We start from the raw sequence: 18,927 nt of genomic DNA on the forward strand, positions 1-18,927 counted from the left end.
CGGTCAGACGATCGCCATGTCGACGAAGCGCGACAGGTGCAGTTGAGCGGCGACGGTCACCGTGTCGGTCGGACCATTCCGGTGCTTGGCAACAATGAAATCCGCCTCCCCGGCCCGCGGCGACTCCTTGTCGTAGTAGTCGTCCCGGTGCAGAAGTATGACAACGTCCGCATCTTGTTCAATAGACCCACTTTCGCGTAGATCGGACAATTGTGGACGCTTGTCGGTGCGCTGTTCCGGGCCACGGTTCAGCTGGCTGACCGCGATGACCGGACACTCGACTTCCTTGGCCAGCAGCTTCAGGCCACGGGACAGGTCCGCGACCTCCTGCTGCCGGCTCTCGGTACGCTTCGGCGAGGTCATCAGCTGGAGATAGTCGACCACGATCAACTTGAGGTCATGCCGCTGCTTGAGCCGACGGGCCTTCGCCCGGATCTCCATCAGGTTCATGCTGGGTGTGTCATCGACGAACAGTGGCGCCTCGCTGATCTCACCCATGCATCGGGCGAGCTTGGTCCAGTCGTCGTCGGAAAGTTGCCCGCTTCGCAGCACATGCAGTGGCACTCGGGCCTCGGCCGAGAGCAGCCGCATGACGATCTCGACCTTGCTCATTTCCAGCGAGAAGATCGCCGATGCCTGGTTGGCACGGATCGCGGCGTTGCGCGCGAAGTCCATGCTCGCGGTGCTGTTGTGCGTGGGAATCATTGATCGACCGGCCAAGTAAAGGTGATCCTCGTTGTCGACCGTGACGCACCGCACGGGGACACTCGGCACCGGTCGCACATCCACGATGTAGCGGGATCGGGTACCCGCCCGGCCGACCGCGTGTCGGCGCGTAGCGTGCGACTCCCGCTTCCTGGTCAGCCGGAATACCTCGTCCGCCGTCGAGAAGCTCAATGTGAAAGCCGTCGAGCTTTCGGGGGTACGGCCGTTGACTCGCTTGCGGTTGATCGAGCATCGGTAGCCCAGGCTGACGACGAGCTCGTACACATCCTTGGCTATCCGCTCCGAGGTGGTGGTGTACTGGACGTGTCCGGCTGCCGCAGCAGTACCGTCGGTGTCGAGCAGTCCCGCCAGCAGCTCCCGTCGCTGCTCCTCCGACGCTCGGAGGTAAGGCTGCGGAATGTGCTTGTCGTTCAGGACACCGGCGGCTCGAAGCAGCCCGGTGAACGAGCCACGCAACCGGCGACACGTTGCGCAGTGGCGGGCACCGTTCCAGCTCGACTTCGCTGTCGTACCGCAGGTCTCGCAGCCTCCGCGGTCGGCGGTCCCGACCATGCCCCTCGACCTGGCGCCACACGTCCTTCCGCAGGTTCTTACCGCAGACGCGCGGGGAGTGAAGATGACGCCGCAGACGATGCAGCGACGATCGTCGAGTGGTGCCCGCGGTGGCAGCTTGATGCCGTAGGAGTAGGTCCCGCTTCCCGGGGCGACGATGAAGCCATCGGCTTCGACATACTGTGCGATCTCCGGGTCCGCCGACGTGAACCGGGCACCTGCCGAGTGCCCGTCGCCCAGCCACACGCCAAGCGTGTACGGGGGGATCGGCAGGTCCTCGCGGGCGGGAAGGGACAGCGGTTGAGCATTGGCCACCGCGTGGTTTGCGCGCCCGTCAGCCGGATGCCGCAGTGTCGCGGCGATGTGTTCGGTAGTGACGGCCCGAGGGTGTGCCACAGTCGTATTGCTGTTCATGACCCGGCTCAGATGGGCGTCGAACAGGGCATGGGCGCTGTAGGCGTCGACCGTCCGACGCCAGGGCTTGCCGTTTCGCGAGTACTGACGTTCGACAGTGCCGGCGATGCCCACCTTGGCCGCCACTACGTGCAGGACGTACCGGAACCGGGATCCGGCGATCTCCACGGCTTCCCGGTGGGTGACAAGCCGGTCGGGGATGGTGGTGACAGCCCGGTGTACGGCTGCCGCCTTGGCGCGTGCCGAGGCATCCCACTGGTAGCGCGGCCGGAGCTCATTCTGTTGGCGGCGTGAGGCCCGGGTGGTCGTCGTCCACAGGTGCTCGGCATCGGCGACGATGACTGATCCGTCGGAGAACTCGACCTCGTAGCAGGGGCGGTCGTGGCGCACCTCGTAGGCGTGCGTGACGGTGGTGGGGCGGCCGTCCGCACCGATCAGCTGATCGCCTACCTGCACCTCACCCATCGTCGTCCAGCCGGTGGGGGTCGGCAGGGGTGTGTCGAGTGCCAGCGCCTTTCCAAGGCCAGGTCGCCCCGCCACAATGATCAATTGCCCGGCGTGCAGGCCGTTGAGCAGGCGGTCCAGGTCGGTGAAGCCGGTCGGCACACCGGTCATCACGCCGCCCTGGGCACCGACCGCCTCGATCTCGTCGAGCGTCGGTTGCAGCATGTCAGCCAGGACCGCGAAGTCCTCGCTGACCCGGCGTTCCGTGACGTCGTAGACGGCCTGCTGAGCCAGGTCGACAATGTCGTCCACGTCCCGGCTACCACCGTTCGCGGTGCCGTAGCCGAGTTGGACGATCCGGGTGCCGGCCTCGACCAGACGCCGGAGTACCGCGCGTTCGCTGACGATGCGCGCGTAGTAGGCGGCGTTCGCGGCGGTCGGCACGCTCGCGATCAACGTGTGCAGGTACGGGGCGCCACCCACGCGGGCCAGGTCGCCGGAGTCGGCCAGCGCCGCCGCGACGGTGATGGCGTCGGCCGGCTCGCCCCTGCCGTAGATCTCCAGGATGGTGTCGAAGATGGTGGCGTGCACCGGCCGGTAGAAGTCGTTGGTCTTGAGGATCTCGACGACGTCGGCGATGGCGTCCTTGGAGAGCAGCATGCCGCCCAGGACGCACTGCTCCGCGGCGACATCCTGCGGCGGCGTCTTGTCGAACTGACCGGCGCGCGGCCCGTCACCGGACTGCTGCCCGCCGCCCGGGAACGACTCCGTCCGCCTGTCGTCGGTGACCGACACCGGGCCCCCCTCCACTGCGTCGGATCGGTTCCAGGCTTACCGCCCGGGTGCGACAACGTCGACCGGCCGCTTCGATCGGGGGCCATCGGGTCGGCAGGTCGGTGGCAACCATACGGACTCCGAGGTCAGCCGCTCAACCGTGGCGGTGGACGAGCCTCGGGACAACCTGTGGACTCAGGTGGACAACCATGTGCGCAGCGTGTGCACAGGGTGTGGATAACGGATGGGGAATTCTCACCGACACGCCTGTGACCTGCGGAAACTTTTTCCCCAGCCTGTGGAGGGAATTTCCGGGTAGGGCTTTGTCCTGAACCTCCCGTAAGATCGGTGCCCTACGGCTACACCTGGACAGCGGATTGCACTTTCGGTTGAGAAGGGTCACGCTCCGGCCGTGAGTTACCGGGACTGGGCACGCGGGGAGGACGGTCCGCGCGAGCGGCGACCGACCGCTTCGTGGGCCGAGCCCGTCGAGGATTCACGGGCCGGCCGTTACGACGCGGCGGTCGAGCGCTACCGCACCCCGAGCCGTCGGCGGGCCATCGAGCGCGGCCAGGAGGAGCCGGCCGAGCCGTATCTGCCGCGCTGGGCGCTGGAGTCGGGAGTCAGCAGCGTCGATGGTGGCGGTCGGCATGCCGCGCCGGATGATGATGACGATGACGACCGCCCGCGCTACGGCGATGGCGACTGGCGAGCTTCAGGCGCTTCCCGGGCCAGTCGTAGCCGGCGCTCCCCTGAGGCTGATTGGCGTGATCCGCCACCCCGCGCCATCGCCTCGTCGCCGGCAGTGGTGCCGCCGCAGTCCGACCACACGCGTGAGTGGACCTTCGACCGTCCACAGGAGGAGGGGTACGTCGGCAGCCGCCGGGCCGAGGAGGACGATCCGGTCTCGGGTGTGGCGCCACAGAGTCGGCCTCGTCGCGCACAGTCCCGCCAACGCCAGGTGACCTGGTCCGGCCTGGCGGACGAGGGTCAGCAGACCTCCGACTCGGAGCCGGCCGCCGACCCGACGCCTCGGCGTCGGCGGCGGTCGGTGGAGCCTGCGCCCGGTCCGGCAGTGGACCCGTGGGAGCGGACGGCGGAACCAGCACCGCCCCGACCTGCGGTGGATCCGTGGGATGCCTCAGGTCTGCACGCCTGGGAGCAGCCCGCCGGCCCGGATCGTCGGGGCGATTCCGGCCCGGTCGACCCCTGGGACGCCGACAGTACGAGCCAGTGGCTTCAGTCGTCGCCGTCGGAGCAGTGGCTGGAGCCGGACAGCACGGGCCAGTGGGACCGCGATCCCGAGCTTGATCGACGGGAACGGCAGCGGGACCGCAACAGGTGGGAGGACTACTCCGAGCCGGAACGTTGGGATCGTACGGAGCGTCCCCGGTCGGATGGCGCACCCGGTGCACAGCAGTGGTCTTGGAGCAGTCGACCCGAGCCGGCGCCGCCGCAGGAGACCTTCTGGCCGGGTACCCGGTTGGCCGGTGACGATCCGCGTTGGGTGGATGCGCCCGCTTCGGCACCCCGGTCGCCGGTGGTGGGCTACACCGCACCGCGTCCCCGCCCGGTGCCACGGCGGCGTACCGCTGCGGTTCCGCAGGCTCGACCGGTCGGTATGGCGGCGGTACGACGTCGCATCGAGTCGGTGGGCAACGCCAGTTGGAACCGCCGGCTGGAAGACGACCTGCTTGATCCCGATACGGGTGGCCCCTGGCTGCCTCTGCTCTACACCGCGGCCTGTTACGTCCTTCCGGCGGTCGTGGTCTTCGTCTGGCTGCTGACCCTGGACGGTGCCCCACCCGTGGGCTGTGTGACCGACATCAGTGGTGGTGGCTGCGAGTCGCCCCGGGCGCGGGCGTTCGGGGCGATGGTGGGCGGGCTGCCGCGCTTCGGCCTGGCCCTGGCCAGCAGCCTGGCGATCGCGATGCTGCTGCGTCGGGTGGGTACGACCTGGCGTCCGACCACTGTGGCGCTCGCCGCCGCCGTGGTGGGTGGCGGTCTCTCGACGGTGATGATCAGCGCGGTGACCGGTCAACCCATCGGTTGATCGCTCATTCGGACGAACAATGACGCAGGGCCCGCACCGGTGGACGGTGCGGGCCCTGCGTCATTTGCCGGCCGGGACTCAGCCCTGCACGACGTTGAGGTTGAACGTGGCGGTCACCTCGGGGTGCAGCTTGATCCGCACCGGGTGCGACCCGATCGACTTGACGTGGCCGGAAACCTCCAGCCGCCGCCGGTCGAGGGCCGGACCACCGGCCGCCTTGACGGCATCGACGATCTCGGCCGGGGTGACCGAGCCGAAGAGTCGGCCACCTTCACCGGCGCGGGCCTTCAGGGTCACCTTGAGGGCCTCGAGCTGTGCCTTCACCTCGTTGGCGTGATCCAGGTCACGGATCTCGCGGGCCGAACGGGCCCGCTTGATGAGGGTGACCTGCTTTTCCGCGCCCTTGGTCCAGGCGATCGCGAAGCCCTGCGGGAGCAGGTAGTTACGGCCGTAGCCGTTCTTGACCTCCACGATGTCGCCCGGGGCACCGAGCCCGGACACCTCCTGAGTCAGGATGATCTTCATGTCGGTGCCTCTCTCAGCGGGCCGTCGCGGTGTACGGCAGGAGCGCCATCTCACGGGCGTTCTTGACCGCACGGGCGATCTGCCGCTGCTGCTGCGAGGTGACGCCGGTCACCCGCCGAGCGCGGATCTTGCCGCGGTCGGAGATGAACTTGCGCAGCAGCGCGGTGTCCTTGTAGTCGATGTACGTGATCCCGTCCTTGTCGAGCGGGTTCACCTTCTTCTTCGGCTTGCGCAGTGCCGCAGCCTTCGCCATTGCTCTTGCTCCTGGTTTACGATCACGGGCGCTCGGCGCCATTAGAACGGAGGCTCCTCGTCGAAGTTGCCGCCACCCGAACGTGAGGGGGCCGGTGCAGCCGAAGCCCAGGGGTCGTCGAAGTTGCCTCCGCCGCCCTGGCCACCACCGCCACCACTACCGAAGCCGCCGCCACCGCCGCCGGACCGGGACATCTTCTGCACCTTCGCCGTGGCGTAGCGCAGTGACGGGCCGATCTCGTCGACCTCCAGCTCGATGACGGTGCGCTTCTCACCCTCGCGGGTCTCGTAGGACCGCTGACGCAGCCGGCCCGAGACGATCACGCGGGCGCCGCGCTGTAGCGACTCCGCCACGTGCTCGGCGGCCTGCCGCCAGACGGTGCACGAGAGGAACAGCGGCTCGCCGTCCTTCCACTCACCGGATGCCTTGTCCATGAACCGGGGCGTCGAGGCGACCCGGAACTTGGCGACCGCGGCACCGGAGGGGGTGAACCGCAACTCGGGGTCATCGGTCAGGTTGCCGATGACCGTGATGGTGGTGTCTCCTGCCATGACCAACTCCTCGCGCGCTCATCCGTTCCGCCGTACAGGTTCTCAGAACCCTCCGACAGCAACGGTGAGGCTGTTCCGGATGGGGCCGGGGTGGGTTTGCTAGCGCATCTCCGGCCGGAGGACCTTCGTACGCAGCACGGACTCGTTGAGCCGCAGCTGGCGGTCCAGCTCGGCCACCGCCTCCGGCGTCGCCTGGAGGTCGATGACGGCGTAGATGCCCTCGGCCTTCTTGTTGATCTCGTAGGCGAGGCGTCGGCGGCCCCACACATCGGTCTTCTCCACCGAGCCACCCGCGGTCCTGATCACGTTCAGGTACGTGTCGAGCGACGGGGCGACGGTGCGCTCCTCGAGGCTGGGGTCGAGGATCACCATGATTTCGTAATGACGCAAGACGTGCTCACCTCCTGTGGGCTAGGCGGCCACGGTCCTTCCGTGGCAGGAGGTCGTGCGTCGTGGCCCGTTCCGGTATCGGGGGAACCCGACCGGGGACGGACAACCGGACCAGGATACCCGGCCCTGACGATCACCATCACCGAGGTGACGGCACAGCGAACCGGGGGTCCGGGCCGACGTCGCTGTCGGCACGGACCCCCGGCCACGGGGCCGCGGGGCGCCTGGTCCGCATTCCTTGGGTGGGACCTGGGGAGGAACGACCACACCGATGAGGTTGGACCGGAGACGCCCCGCGGAGCTTTATCACGTTGTTACCTGACGTTATCGTGGAAGCTGGCGCTTCATGGGGCAAATACCAAAATTGCCGACATTTTTGTACCGAGTGCTGCTGTGTCGTCTTGACCGGAGGATCCATTGGCATCAACGACTGCCACCGGTGCCGGTGACGCGGCCAGGTAGCGGGCGGTCGGCCCGCCCGTCGGTGGCGGGACGTAGGCTCGCCTGCATGCGTATCGGAGCCCACGTCGATCCGACCGAGCCGCTGGCGGAGGCGACCGCCCGAGCAGCGGACGCCGTGCAGTTCTTTCTCTCCGACCCTCAGGGCTGGAAGTCGCCGCAGCCCCGCTCCGACGCGGCAGCGCTGATCGGTGCCGAAGTCGACGTCTACGTGCACGCGCCGTACGTCATCAATGTCGCCACCGGCAACAACCGCATCCGTATCCCCAGCCGCAAGCTGCTGCTCGCGCACGCGAAAGCGGCTGCGGCGATCGGTGCCAAGGGCCTGGTGGTGCACGGTGGGCACGTGAACGCCGGTGACGACCCGGCGACCGGGTTCGACAACTGGCGCAAGGCGCTGTCGTACGCGGCAGAGTCGGGCGGCTTCGGGCTTCCGGTGCTGATCGAGAACACCGCCGGTGGCGAGAACGCCTGCGCCCGGCGGCTCGATGCGCTCGCCCGGCTCTGGGACGCGGTCGGTGACCAGGAGGTCGGTTTCTGCCTCGACACCTGCCACGCCCACGCCGGCGGGGAGGAACTGCTCGGCCTCGTCGATCGAGTGAAGGCGATCACCGGCCGGATCGACCTGGTACACGCCAACAACTCGAAGGACGGGTTCGGGTCGGGGCGGGATCGCCACGACAACCTGTCGGGCGGGACGATCGACCCGGAGCTCCTGGTTGCGGTGATCCGCGCGGCGGACGCGCCGGTCATCGTGGAGACGCCGGGAGGCGTCGAGGGGCAGGGCAACGACATCGCCTTCCTGCGTCGGCAACTCGACGGGGAGACCGGAGCACGATGACCACGGACCAGTCCGCCCCCGGCGGCCCCAGGCCGACCTCGCGCGACGCTCGGGCCACCGGTGGTCCGGTGCCCGGCGGCACCGACCAGCAGTACCGGCGCGACCCGGGCGACGAGGTCCGGGCGAGCGCCTCCGACGAGGCTGACCAGGGCAAGGCCACCGGGAGCGGTCCGGCCGACACGGCTCGCACGACGCGGAAGCGCACCAACGCCGACGAGGCTCCGGGCAAGAACGCAGGCACCTCAGCGAACCCGACCACCGGCAGGGCCGCTGCTGGCAAGAACGCCAGCGTGGGCAACGGCAACGATCGGGACAAGGCCGCCACAGGGAAGGCGCCGGCAGCCGGCGAGGCTGCCGATCAGAATGAGGTCGCCGCAGGCAAGACCGCGGCCGCGGGCAAGGTTGCCGACCAGAGTAAGGCCGACACCAACGACAAGGCCAAGACGAACGGCAGCGGCAACGACCGGATCGACGACAAGAGCAAGGTCGCCCACCAGGACGAGGCTGGGGAGAAGGACAAGGACGGAAAGAAGGCGGGCGGCGACGGGGCCAGCGCGGGCGACAGCGGCACGCCCGACGGCAAACCGGCAACGGACGGAAGCAAGCCCGACGGCACCCCGGCGAAGGACGAGAGCAAGCCGGACCCGTGGGCCGCTTTCGGGCCCGCACCCGAGCCGGTGCCCACCTGGTACGGGCGGCTGGGCCGGCGGGTCGGCCGGCTGCTGGTCCACGAGTGGACGCTGGCCGCCGTCGCGTCACTGGCGCTGGCAGTGCTGATGACCTGGCCGACACTGCGTTACCCGGCACACACGCTGCCGCAGGACTACTGGGACCCGAGCCTCCAGGCCTGGCAGATGGCCTGGTCCGGGCACATCCTGCTGACCGAACCGGCCCAACTCTGGCACGCCAACGCGTTCTTCCCGGAACGGTGGAGTTTCGCCTTCTCGGACACCCTGCTCGGGTACGCGCCGGCTGGCATGATCGGCGGCGGCCCCGAGGCCGCCCTCGTTCGCTACAACATCATGTTCGTGCTGGCGCACGCCCTCGCCACCTTCGGCGCGTACGTGCTGGCCCGGCAGCTCGGCGCGAGCCGGACGGGTTCCGCGGTGGTCGGCGCCGCCTACACCTACGCGCCGTGGCTGCTGGCCCAGGCCGGCCACCTGCACGTGGTCTCCAACGGCGGCATTCCGCTGGCGCTGGCCATGCTGGCCCGGGGCCACGGCTGGTCGCTGCGGCACGGCTACCGACCGGAGCGTCGGCACGAGGGCTGGGTGTACGCCGGCTGGCTGGTGGCCGCCTGGCAGCTGAGCCTCGGATTCGGTATCGGCCTGCCGTTCGCGTACGTCCTCGCCGGCACCGTGCTGGTGGCCGCCGTCATCTGGTACGCCAAACGAATCTTCTGGCGGCTCAAGCGCCCCTTCGGCCAGCGGTTGTTCGTCGCCGACCTGATCGGCGGGTTGATCTTCGCCGGGGTGGGCGTCCTGATGGCCATCCCGTACTTCACCGTCACCCAACTGCACCCGAACGCGGAACGGACGATCGGCGACATCGCCATCTTCTCGCCACCCGTGACCGGTTTCGTCACCGCCCCGGCCGAGTCCCGCCTCTGGGGCGGGCTGCACGAAGGCGCCCGGTCGCTCCTGCCGTGGCACCCGGAGATGACCCTGCTGCCCGGCTTCGTGCTGTACGCGCTGGCTCTCGGTGGGCTGTTCTTCTCCATCTGGAAGCTCCGCCAACGGCTCCTGCTGCTCGCCGGGGTGCTGGTCGCGATGGCCCTGTCGATGGGTACCGAGCTGTTCGGCGGTCGCTTCACCTACGTACCGCTCTTCGACCATCTGCCCGGCTGGAGCGGCATCCGGACCCCGGGCCGGTTGATGCTCTGGGCCACGTTGCTGCTCGGGCTGCTCGCGGCGGGGGCGGTCAGCGCGTTCGCCGAGCGGGTCCGGGAGATCTCCGCCGAACGGATTCCCTCCTGGCCGAGCCCCTGGCTGCGGCTGGCGACCCTGGTGCCGCTGCTGCTGGTGATCGCCGAGGGCACCAACACCACACCTCATCCGGTGGTGCCGGCGCAGCCGGCGGCGATGCGTTCGGTCGACGGCCCGCTGCTCGTGCTGCCCAGCGGGCAGAACCACGACCAACCGGTGATGCTGTGGTCCACCACGCGCTTCCAGGACATCGTCAACGGAGGCAGCGGTTTCACCCCACGTCAGCTCGATGACGTACGCCGGGTCACCATGACCTTCCCCGACCAGACAAGCGTCGACTACCTGCGCACGTTGGGCGTGCACAACGTGCTGGTGCTGCGCGACAAAATCGCCGGCACCCCGTGGGAGGTCAGCGTCGACGCACCGGTCGACGGGCTGGGCATCACCCGTGAGGAGATCGACGACGTCGTCGTCTTCCGCCTCTGAGCGCGCATCGGGTCACGTGGTTGCGGCCACCGGCGTCGGCGTCGGGTCGGCGGCTCGGCGGCTTCGCCATCGGTCGAGCCAGGGGGCATCGGGGGTGCCGTCGAGCAGGCCGCCGTCCGGGTCGTCGGCGTAGGTGCGGCGTACCGCGTCCTGCTCCGGGTGCAGGATCTCGCGTACGACCAGGACGACCAGGGCCACCACGGCGGCCAGGCGCAGGCTCGCGGCCAGCACGAAGACGCCCTCCGGGAAGACCGGCGTGCCGGTCGACGCGCCGAGCAGCTGGCCGTAGAAGGCGATGAAGTAGCAGACCTCGGCGGCCTGCCAGACGAGGAACGCTCCCCACTTGGGCCGGGCGAGCACTACCAGCGGCAGCAGCCAGAGCACGAACTGCTGCGACCAGACCTTGCTGAAGATGAGGAAGGCAGCGACCACCAGGAAGGCGAGCTGGGCGAGTCGGGGACGTCGCGGTGCCAGCAACGCCAGCGCGCCGATGCCGAGGCAGGCCAGCCCGAACAGGGCGTACGACAGGTAGTTGAGCGTGGGAATGTTGGCGTCCAGCCACTGGAAGGGCCCGATGCTGGCGGGGTCGCCGAACTTCCCGTCCAGGTAGCGACCGATGTACCAGAAGGTGCCCCAGTCGATCGGACGCGTGGTGTTCAGCTCGAAGAAGCGGTCCCAGTTGTCCCGGTACGGGATCGCCGCCGGCAGGTTCACCAACACCACCGTCACCGCGGCCGTTCCGATGGACAGCAGCGCGGCCCGGATCCGGTTGGCACGTAACGCGAGCACCAGGATCGGCCCGAGAATGAACAGCGGCCACATCTTCGCCGCGCCACCGAGCCCGAGCAGCACTCCGGAGAGCGCCACAAGCATTGTCCCCTTCGGGCCGGGCCCGGAGCGCGCCCAGGCCAGCAGGCCCAACGCGGCGAGCCCGATGGCGAGGAAGTCCCAGTTGACGGTGGCGGTGAGCAGCAGCGCGGGGGCGAGCGCGAAGAGCGCGGCGTCCCATGGGCGTCGACGGCGCAGCGCCAGGATCACCGCCACGGTGACCACCGCCAGCGCACCGAGCACCAGGGCGTTGAGGTTGTAGAACCACTGGCCCTGGTTCATGTCGGGGTTGCCGTCGCCGGCCGAGTGGACCGGCAACCCGAGCGCCCCCATGAAGTACCCGGTCAGCACCGGATACTCGACCGGGTGGTCCCGGTAGGGCACCGCCCCCTCGTTGAGCCGTTCGGCGTAGTAGAGCGCCAGCACATCGGTGTAGCAGAAGCGGGTGTACTGCTCGTTGTTCACCCACGCGCCGTCCTGGCAGGGCGACTTCTGCACCCAGTGCAGGGCCAGCGTGAGGCAGGTCAGCGCCAGGACGATCCGTACCGCCGTCCAGAACCGATTCTCCGCGCCGACGGGCCGGTCGCGGGCGACCGCGTGGTCGCCGAGCGGACCGCCGATCAGCCCGGAGAGCCCCCCGACGAAGCCGTCGGAGCGGGACGGGTGATCGGGGACACCCGATTCATCGATGCCTGGCGTCGACTTCGTGCTCATGACCGTGCATCCTGCCGTATCCGGCGACCGCGTTGAAGCCGAAACCACAGCGAATCCCCGAGGCACTGCCGCCTGTGGGGGGTGGACACTTCAGTCACCTGGGCACCGGCGACCGACGCTCGGCAATCCATCCTCGGCGCTCGCGGTCTGCGGCATGTCGCGGTATCCCTGGCACCGGAAACCCCGACATGCCGCATCTGACGAGCCAGTACAGCGCTGCGGGCGGCCGGAATGGTTCTCCGGCCGCCCGTGGCGTCAGCGGGAGCTACTCCCGGCTCGTCGTTCTGGGTGGTAGCAGGCCGCCACCTGCACCGCCCTGTTCTCGATCACCATCGGGTGGGCCACCCGGGTTGTTGCCGCCGTTGTTTCCACCGCCGGGACCGCCGTTGTTTCCACCGCCGAGTTGGCAGAGGAGATCGACCGGGTTGCAGTTCTGCTGGTTGCCGCCCGGCGGGGGCGGTGGCGGGGCGGGCTCCTCGCCGTTGCCGGCGTCCTGATCGCCAACCCCGGTCACGTCGGGCAGGTCGGACGGGTCGTAGCCCTTCAGGGCGTCGTCCATGTACCGCTTCCACAGCGCCGCCGGGAAACTGCCACCGCCGATGTCCGAGCCGTTCTTGTCGACGATTGTCGGCTTCTTCGTGTCGCGGCTGCCGATCCAGACGGCGGTGGCCACGTTCTCGTCGTAGCCGACCATCCAGGCGTGGGCGTTGCGCGGGGTGCCGTTGTGCTCCCAGGTGCCGGTCTTGCCGGCGGCCTCGCGGTTCACCAGGCTGGCATTGTTCCTACCGGGGATCTCCTTGAGCACCGCGGTCACCTCGTCGGCGACCTCCGGTCGGATCACCTGCTGCGGCTTGAGTTTCTCGCCGGTGCCGGGCACCTTGTCCCACTTGCCGGTGGCCTTGTTCTGCTTCTCCACCGTCCGGACGAAGTGCGCCTTGTTGTACTTGCCCTTGTTGGCGAGGGTGGCCAGGCCGTTGGCGTGGTCCAGCACGGTGATCGGGTACTGGCCGAAGCCGATGACCCGGTCGAACTTCGAGCGCCCGAGGTCCTCGGGCTCGTGCTCGGTCAGGTCGTACGCCTTCGGCGGGTCCACCGTCCACATGGTGCGGATGCCGGCACGGCGGGCCATGTCGATCACCTTGGCCTCGCCGATGTCCTCGGCGAGGTGGAAGAACGGCACGTTGTACGACCGGACCGTCGACTCCTGGAGCGTGCACCACTTGTTACAGGTCTGGCGCACATCCCGGCCCGCGTTCTGGATCTCGTTCTTGTAGCCCTCGGGCTTGAACGGGGTCGCGTCCCAGTGCGACTTCACCGAGATGCCGGCGTCGATCGCCGCCGCCAGGGTGTAGACCTTGAACGACGAGCCCGGCGGGTGGCCACCGACGAGGTCGCCGTTCTGATTGGTGTTCAGACCGGCGTAGTCGAACCCGGTGCCGTTGTCACCGCCGTAGTAGGCGAGCACCCGGCCGGTCTTCGGGTCGACGGAGACCGCCGCCGCCATCAGGTTCTTCGGCTGCCCCTTCAGCACCGAGCCCTTACGGTCGGGCTGGGCCGCCGCCTCCAGCGCCTTCTGCATCTTCGGGTCGATGGTGGTGGTGATCCGGTAGCCGCCCTCGCGCAGCTCGTCGACGCAGCTGGGCTTGCCCTCGGCGCCGGAGTTGGAGCAGAGGCCCCACTCCTCCATCTCCTTGCGGACGTAGTTGATGACGTTGCCGCGCGGAGTGGCGACCCCGAAGCCGTTGTCCTTCTTCGGCTTCTCGACCTTCGGGTACTCGGTCGGCCGCTCCGGCTTGCCCGGGGCGCCCAGCCAACCCTCCTCGACCATCCCGTTGATGACGTACTCCCACCGGGACTTCGCGTCGACCTCGTTGACCTCCGGGTCGAAGCCCTTGTGGGTGGCGCTGGCGACCGGCTGCTTGATCAGCGCGGCCAGCACCGCGCCCTCCGCGACCGTCAGCTTCTTCGCACTGGTGTTGAAGTACGTCTGGGCCGCCGCCTCGATGCCGTACGCACCGCGACCGAAGTAGATCACGTTGAGGTAGTTCTCCATGATCTGGTCTTTGGTGTAGTTGTCGTTCAGCTTGGAGGCGAGGATCGCCTCCTTCACCTTCCGCGCGTAGCTGTCGTCCTGGAGGTTCTCGTAAGCGTTGCGGGCGTACTGCTGGGTGATGGTCGAGGCGCCCTGCTTGTCACCGCCGGAGAGGTTGTTCCACGCGGCCCGGGCGATGCCCTTGTAGTCGACGCCCGAGTGCCGGTAGAAGTTCCGGTCCTCGGCGGCGGCGACGGCGTCCCGTACATGCTGGGGGATGCTGTCGATGGTGACGAAGGTGCGGTTCTCGTTGCCGAGCCTGGCCACCAGTGTCTTGCCGTCCTTGGCGTAGACCGTGGTGGACAGCGGCAGCGGGATCTCCTTGGGCAGCACCACGTTCGTCGAGTAGTAGGTGAACCCGACCACGCCGATGCCGGCCAGCATGATGAAAACCGCGAAGCCGGCGATCAGCATGTTCATCCGCTTGCGCTTGCGGGCGCGGGCCACCGCACCCGGGTCACGGCCACCGCGACCGGGCCGGGTCGGTCCACCCGGTCCACCGGGGCCACCCGGCCCGCCAGGGCCCCCGACGCTTGCCCGGGCCACCGCGGCCCGACCGCCGACGCCACCCACGGACGCCGAGCCGACGCTCGCCCGACCGGTCGACGCCGCGCCCACTGCGGCGGCACCGACCGAGGCACGACCCGGCCCGGCCGGCGACACCGGCACCGAGGCCCGACCGGCGCGACCCGGCGCCGGGGAGACCGGCACCGATGCACGGCCGGGGCCGGCTGGCGAGACCGGCACGGAAGCGCGGCCGGGGCCGGCCCGGCCGACCGATGCCGCGCCGGCGGAACCGCCCCGCGGCGGAACGCTCGCCGAGCCGCCAACCGAGGCACGTCCGCCGACCGAGGCACGGGCCGACGGGCCGGATGTCTCCGGCCCGGTCGACCAGTTGACTCCGCGCGGTTCGCCACCCGGGCGGCGGTACGCGTCGTCCGCCTGCCCCGAGTCGTCCTGGCCCGGAATCCAGGCCCGGCCGCGCGAGGAGCTGGGATCGCCGTACGAGTTCATTCCTCACACCCTGCCGTCGCGGTGGGGCGCAGTCGCACCGCCACCGGTTTGCCGTGAGTTATGACACCTGCGAGCACGGCATGGGGGTGCCGTGGTCCTGGCGTCAGATCCGCATCAATCGGACCATTCAGACCTACAAGCCGTCGGTCACCCCAGCCGCGTCGCACGCGACCGGGGTCGGCCGATCGAGCTCGAATCACCGTTGCGCCTCTCGCCTTCGCCGGACGCCCGTTCCGTCCGCGGTCATGCCGCTCGCCTCACCGTGCTCCGGGTCGCCGTCGGCGACCCCGGTCAGACCGTCCCGCCCGAGCAGGTACTGCTCGACGAGATGGTTCCAGTCACAGCCGAGGCACACCTCCACCACGAAGACCTGGAACTCACGCAGCGTCATCGCCAGCACGGTCAGCTCAGCCACATTACGGGCTTGGCCGGCCGATTGCTTGAGTTCGTCCCCGTAAATGTAGTGGACCAGGGTCAGGTTCTCGCTGCGGCAGATCGGGCACCGCTCGTCGGTGGACTCGCCGTGGAACCGAGCCGCGTTCTTCAGGTAGGGCGACGCGTCGCACAGGTCATAGGTGCCGACGCGGCCGGCGAGGAGCTCACGCAGCGCCGCTCGCTTTCGGAGCGAGTAGTCGACGACCTGGCGCTGCGTACGCATGCGGGAAAGGGTACGCGGTCTCTTCTGACGAGGCGACCACCGTGACGATCCGTGACCAGAGGACATCAGAACGGGGGTTTGCCCAGACTGGAACGAGACGCTACGGTGCGATGTATCGGTCCGATACATCGTGACGGTTAGCGCTTCACGCACAGGGTAAAGGGAGGGTGGCCGGTGCTCGAACTCGCCATCCTCGGCCTGTTGCAAGAGGCCCCGATGCACGGCTACGAGCTACGCAAGGAGCTCACCGCCAAGCTCGGGGCGATCCGCGCCGCCATCAGTTACGGCTCGCTCTATCCGACCCTGCGCCGGCTGCAGGCGGCGGGATGGATCACCGAGGCCGACGAGACACCCGCCACCGCCGAGGAGGTTCCCGCGCTGACCAGCCGACGAGGTCGGGTGGTCTACGAAATCACCGCGGAAGGCAAGGAACGCTTCGCCCAGCTCATCGCACAGACCGGGCCGGAGACGTACGGCGACACCGGCTTCGGTGTGCACTTCGCGTTCTTTTCCCGAACCGACCAGGCGACCCGACTTCGAATTCTGGAAGGTCGCCGCCGCACGATCGAGGAACGTCGCGAGGGCCTTCGCGACATGCTGGGCCGGGCGGCCGAGCGCCTCGACGCGTACACCCTGGAGCTGCAGCGCCACGGCCTGGAGGCCTGTGAGCGTGAGGTCCGCTGGCTGGAGGAGCTCATCGCAAACGAGCGCTCCGGCCGTGCCCCGACGGTCCCGCACGACGGGACGGCCGGCGGCCCACGACAAGACAACAGCCCGCCTCCGCCTGGTGAGACCAGGACAGAGCGGCCGTGACAGAGAAGAAGGAGGCACACGCGATGGGCTCCGTCCGCGTCGCCATCGTCGGTGTGGGTAACTGCGCCTCGTCCCTGGTACAGGGCGTCGAGTACTACCGGAATGCCGACCCCAACGACCGCGTCCCGGGTCTCATGCACGTCACCTTCGGCGACTACCACGTCTCTGACGTGCAGTTCGTCGCGGCGTTCGATGTCGACGCCAAGAAGGTGGGCATGGACCTCGCGGAGGCGATCGTCGCCAGCGAGAACAACACCATCAAGCTCTGCGACGTGCCGCCGACCGGCGTCACCGTGCAGCGCGGCCCGACCTTCGACGGCCTCGGCCAGTACTACCGCGAGATCGTCGAGGAGTCGGACGCCACGCCGGTCGACGTGGCCAAGGCGCTGCGCGACGCGCAGGTCGACGTGGTCGTCTCGTACCTGCCGGTCGGCTCGGAGCAGGCCGACAAGTTCTACGCCCAGGCCGCGATCGACGCCGGCTGCGCGTTCGTCAACGCCCTGCCGGTCTTCATCGCCTCCGACCCCGAGTGGGCGCAGAAGTTCACCGACGCGGGCCTGCCGATCGTCGGCGACGACATCAAGAGCCAGGTCGGCGCCACCATCGTGCACCGCGCCCTGGCGAAGCTGTTCGAGGACCGAGGCGTCGAGTTGCTGCGTACGTACCAGCTCAACTTCGGCGGCAACATGGACTTCATGAACATGCTGGAGCGCAACCGCCTGGTCTCGAAGAAGATCTCGAAGACCCAGTCGGTGACCTCCCAGGTGCCGCATGAGATGGCCAAGAGCGACGTGCACATCGGCCCGTCCGACCACGTGCCGTGGCTGGACGACCGCAAGTGGGCGTACATCCGCCTGGAGGGCCGCTCGTTCGGTGACACGCCGCTCAACGCCGAGCTGAAGCTCGAGGTGTGGGACTCGCCGAACTCGGCCGGTGTCATCATCGACGCCGTCCGGGCCGCGAAGATCGCGCTGGACCGGAAGATCGGCGGCCCGATCCTGTCGGCCTCGTCGTACTTCATGAAGTCCCCGCCCGTGCAGTACGCCGACCACGACGCGCACGCCGCCGTCGAGGAGTTCATCGCCGGTGAGATCGAGCGCTGACGCGCCGACCACCAGCAGCACCGGCGAGGGCCGGGTCCGTGCGGACCCGGCCCTCGCCGTCTCCGCTCAGGCCAGCCGCACCCGGTACGAGGGGATGTCGCCCGTGCGGCATGCCGCGCGCCGCACGGGGCGGCGTCGTCGATGGCGGGACGTTACGCTGACCGCCGTGCCGTTCACCGACGCTACGCACGCCGCCAGGTCGGTGCGCCGGGTCGCCACCGCGCTCGCGGGCGCTTCGCTGACCACCAGCCTGTTCGCCTGCGCCGTGCCGGGCAGCCGTCCGGCGGCCGAGTCGGGCCAGGAGGTCGTGCCGCCCAACCCCCGACCGTCGGTGGTCGAGGCCCGCTGTGCCGCCGCAGCGGCCACCCTGCCGGAGACCGCGACGAAAGCCGCCGTCCCGTCCGGCGCGTCGACCGCACCGGTACCGCTTGGCACCGGAAATCCGATGGCCGACGAACGGGTACGTGAGGAGATGCTCCGCCGTCAGCAGGCCGCCAACGACGCTTTCCGGCAGCGCGGCACGCTCGAACCCGAGACGGCTGCCGGCGCTCGGGCCTGTGCCACCGAGGTGCTCAAGGGCCTGAATCTGCTGACCGCCGGCGGCCGGGACGAGCCCGACGAGAAGGCAGTACGGCGGGCGGTGACCGCCACCGGCCTCACCGACGTGGTCGTCAGGCCGCCCGGGCGGCTCGATCTGGGCCCCGGCGACGGGCTGATCTTCGCGGGGTGGACCGGCCGGGCGTGCGTCTTCGGCAGCGTCCGCCAGGACGACATCACGGTGGCGATCGGAACCCGGATCGCCGACGGTGGTTGTCTGCCCGCGCCGGACTGATCAGGACCAGGCGCGTTGCAGGGCCACCCGAGCCTCCAGCTCCAGCAGTTTGACCTTGCGGTCCAGGCCACCACCGAAGCCGACCAGCTTCCCGCCCGCCCCGATGATGCGGTGACACGGCACGATCACCGGAATGGGGTTGCGGTTGCAGGCCACCCCGACCGCTCGGGCCGCTCCCGGGTCGCCGACCCGCCGGGCCACCTCGCCGTAGGTCAGCGTCTCGCCGTACGGGATGCGGGTCATCTCCCGCCACACCGCCCGCTCGAAATCGGAGCCACGGGGCACGGTCACCGGCACCCCGAAGTCGGTCAGCTCACCGGCGAAGTACGCGCGCAGTTCCGCCACCGCCCGTCGGGAGGTCTCGTCAGCCGGCTCGGTCGTCCCGTCACCGACCGGGCCGAAGTGAGCCCCGCAGACGCCGTGCCCGTCGGTGGCCACGGAGAACTCCCCGATCGGTGAGTCGAGCACGGTCCAACGCAT

15 protein-coding genes are annotated in these 18,927 nt (G+C 69.2%); 6 read left to right on the forward strand and 9 right to left on the reverse strand.

The annotated features are described in order from the left end of the window. Positions 1 to 3: 3 nt before the first annotated feature. The gene (dnaB, locus tag KBX50_RS09165; protein WP_374224587.1) at positions 4 to 2,946 is read right to left on the reverse strand and encodes a replicative DNA helicase; all 2,943 of its coding nucleotides are present in this window, start codon (positions 2,944 to 2,946) and stop codon (positions 4 to 6) included. A 376-nt stretch (positions 2,947 to 3,322) separates the two neighbouring features. Between dnaB and KBX50_RS09170 the strand changes: the two genes are divergently transcribed. Further along, complete coding sequence (locus tag KBX50_RS09170) at positions 3,323 to 4,963, forward strand: hypothetical protein (protein ID WP_210936278.1); 1,641 nt, start codon at positions 3,323 to 3,325, stop codon at positions 4,961 to 4,963. Between the two features lie 78 nt (positions 4,964 to 5,041). On the opposite strand, the gene rplI is transcribed toward KBX50_RS09170, so the two are convergent. The 4 genes from rplI to rpsF all read right to left on the reverse strand — a co-directional run bounded on the left by rplI (position 5,042) and on the right by rpsF (position 6,682). Continuing rightward, the gene (gene rplI, locus KBX50_RS09175) at positions 5,042 to 5,488 is read right to left on the reverse strand and encodes a 50S ribosomal protein L9 (protein WP_093409374.1); all 447 of its coding nucleotides are present in this window, start codon (positions 5,486 to 5,488) and stop codon (positions 5,042 to 5,044) included. Positions 5,489 to 5,501: 13 nt separating this feature from the next. Then, positions 5,502 to 5,741 carry a 30S ribosomal protein S18 gene (gene rpsR, locus KBX50_RS09180; protein ID WP_007073789.1) on the reverse strand — a complete coding sequence of 80 codons (240 nt, stop codon included), beginning with the start codon at positions 5,739 to 5,741 and terminating at the stop codon, positions 5,502 to 5,504. A gap of 41 nt (positions 5,742 to 5,782) precedes the next feature. Then, positions 5,783 to 6,292: a single-stranded DNA-binding protein gene (locus tag KBX50_RS09185; protein WP_093409371.1), complete on the reverse strand. Its 510-nt coding sequence runs from the start codon at positions 6,290 to 6,292 to the stop codon at positions 5,783 to 5,785. 99 nt (positions 6,293 to 6,391) lie between these two features. Further along, the gene (gene rpsF, locus KBX50_RS09190) at positions 6,392 to 6,682 is read right to left on the reverse strand and encodes a 30S ribosomal protein S6 (protein WP_093409369.1); all 291 of its coding nucleotides are present in this window, start codon (positions 6,680 to 6,682) and stop codon (positions 6,392 to 6,394) included. A gap of 508 nt (positions 6,683 to 7,190) precedes the next feature. Between rpsF and KBX50_RS09195 the strand changes: the two genes are divergently transcribed. After that, complete coding sequence (locus tag KBX50_RS09195; protein WP_210936280.1) at positions 7,191 to 7,982, forward strand: deoxyribonuclease IV; 792 nt, start codon at positions 7,191 to 7,193, stop codon at positions 7,980 to 7,982. Then, positions 7,979 to 10,393, forward strand: coding sequence for a hypothetical protein (locus KBX50_RS09200; RefSeq protein WP_247673371.1), 2,415 nt, complete (start codon positions 7,979 to 7,981; stop codon positions 10,391 to 10,393). Before KBX50_RS09195 ends, KBX50_RS09200 begins: the two co-directional genes overlap by 4 nt. Before the next feature lie 12 nt (positions 10,394 to 10,405). On the opposite strand, the gene KBX50_RS09205 is transcribed toward KBX50_RS09200, so the two are convergent. From KBX50_RS09205 to KBX50_RS09215, 3 genes are all read right to left on the reverse strand, one after another. Continuing rightward, positions 10,406 to 11,935, reverse strand: a complete 1,530-nt coding sequence (locus KBX50_RS09205; protein WP_210936282.1) for a glycosyltransferase family 87 protein — start codon at positions 11,933 to 11,935, stop codon at positions 10,406 to 10,408. A gap of 265 nt (positions 11,936 to 12,200) precedes the next feature. After that, a complete protein-coding gene (locus tag KBX50_RS09210; protein ID WP_210936284.1) occupies positions 12,201 to 15,041 on the reverse strand; it encodes a transglycosylase domain-containing protein in 2,841 nt (946 codons plus the stop codon). A gap of 196 nt (positions 15,042 to 15,237) precedes the next feature. After that, positions 15,238 to 15,699, reverse strand: a complete 462-nt coding sequence (locus KBX50_RS09215; RefSeq protein WP_164448785.1) for a DUF5318 domain-containing protein — start codon at positions 15,697 to 15,699, stop codon at positions 15,238 to 15,240. 174 nt (positions 15,700 to 15,873) lie between these two features. Between KBX50_RS09215 and KBX50_RS09220 the strand changes: the two genes are divergently transcribed. Genes KBX50_RS09220 through KBX50_RS09230 form a run of 3 tightly spaced genes read left to right on the forward strand, consistent with a single transcriptional unit; the run spans position 15,874 to position 18,447 of the window. Continuing rightward, positions 15,874 to 16,512 (forward strand): PadR family transcriptional regulator, encoded by a 639-nt coding sequence (locus tag KBX50_RS09220; RefSeq protein ID WP_093409356.1) that lies wholly within the window; start codon positions 15,874 to 15,876, stop codon positions 16,510 to 16,512. Between the two features lie 23 nt (positions 16,513 to 16,535). Then, the gene (locus KBX50_RS09225; protein WP_210822847.1) at positions 16,536 to 17,615 is read left to right on the forward strand and encodes an inositol-3-phosphate synthase; all 1,080 of its coding nucleotides are present in this window, start codon (positions 16,536 to 16,538) and stop codon (positions 17,613 to 17,615) included. Continuing rightward, entirely contained in the window at positions 17,599 to 18,447 is an 849-nt protein-coding gene (locus tag KBX50_RS09230) for a hypothetical protein (RefSeq protein WP_210936286.1), read from the forward strand. The genes KBX50_RS09225 and KBX50_RS09230 overlap by 17 nt, the downstream gene beginning before the upstream one ends. Here the strand turns inward: KBX50_RS09230 and KBX50_RS09235 are convergent, their stop codons facing one another. Continuing rightward, positions 18,448 to 18,927: a methylated-DNA--[protein]-cysteine S-methyltransferase gene (locus tag KBX50_RS09235; protein ID WP_210936287.1), complete on the reverse strand. Its 480-nt coding sequence runs from the start codon at positions 18,925 to 18,927 to the stop codon at positions 18,448 to 18,450.

Source organism: Micromonospora sp. C51, from assembly GCF_018070435.1.
GTDB lineage: Bacteria > Actinomycetota > Actinomycetes > Mycobacteriales > Micromonosporaceae > Micromonospora > Micromonospora sediminimaris.

Bases quoted from the DNA above. Each gene is read 5' to 3' on its own strand.
- KBX50_RS09200 (WP_247673371.1), top strand. From the start codon at position 7,979: ATGACCACGGACCAGTCCGCCCCCGGCGGCCCCAGGCCGACCTCGCGC.
- rpsR (WP_007073789.1), bottom strand. From the start codon at position 5,741: ATGGCGAAGGCTGCGGCACTGCGCAAGCCGAAGAAGAAGGTGAACCCG.
- KBX50_RS09205 (WP_210936282.1), bottom strand. From the start codon at position 11,935: ATGAGCACGAAGTCGACGCCAGGCATCGATGAATCGGGTGTCCCCGAT.
- rplI (WP_093409374.1), bottom strand. From the start codon at position 5,488: ATGAAGATCATCCTGACTCAGGAGGTGTCCGGGCTCGGTGCCCCGGGC.
- KBX50_RS09195 (WP_210936280.1), top strand. From the start codon at position 7,191: ATGCGTATCGGAGCCCACGTCGATCCGACCGAGCCGCTGGCGGAGGCG.
- KBX50_RS09215 (WP_164448785.1), bottom strand. From the start codon at position 15,699: ATGCGTACGCAGCGCCAGGTCGTCGACTACTCGCTCCGAAAGCGAGCG.
- KBX50_RS09210 (WP_210936284.1), bottom strand. From the start codon at position 15,041: ATGAACTCGTACGGCGATCCCAGCTCCTCGCGCGGCCGGGCCTGGATT.
- KBX50_RS09225 (WP_210822847.1), top strand. From the start codon at position 16,536: ATGGGCTCCGTCCGCGTCGCCATCGTCGGTGTGGGTAACTGCGCCTCG.
- KBX50_RS09185 (WP_093409371.1), bottom strand. From the start codon at position 6,292: ATGGCAGGAGACACCACCATCACGGTCATCGGCAACCTGACCGATGAC.
- KBX50_RS09235 (WP_210936287.1), bottom strand. From the start codon at position 18,927: ATGCGTTGGACCGTGCTCGACTCACCGATCGGGGAGTTCTCCGTGGCC.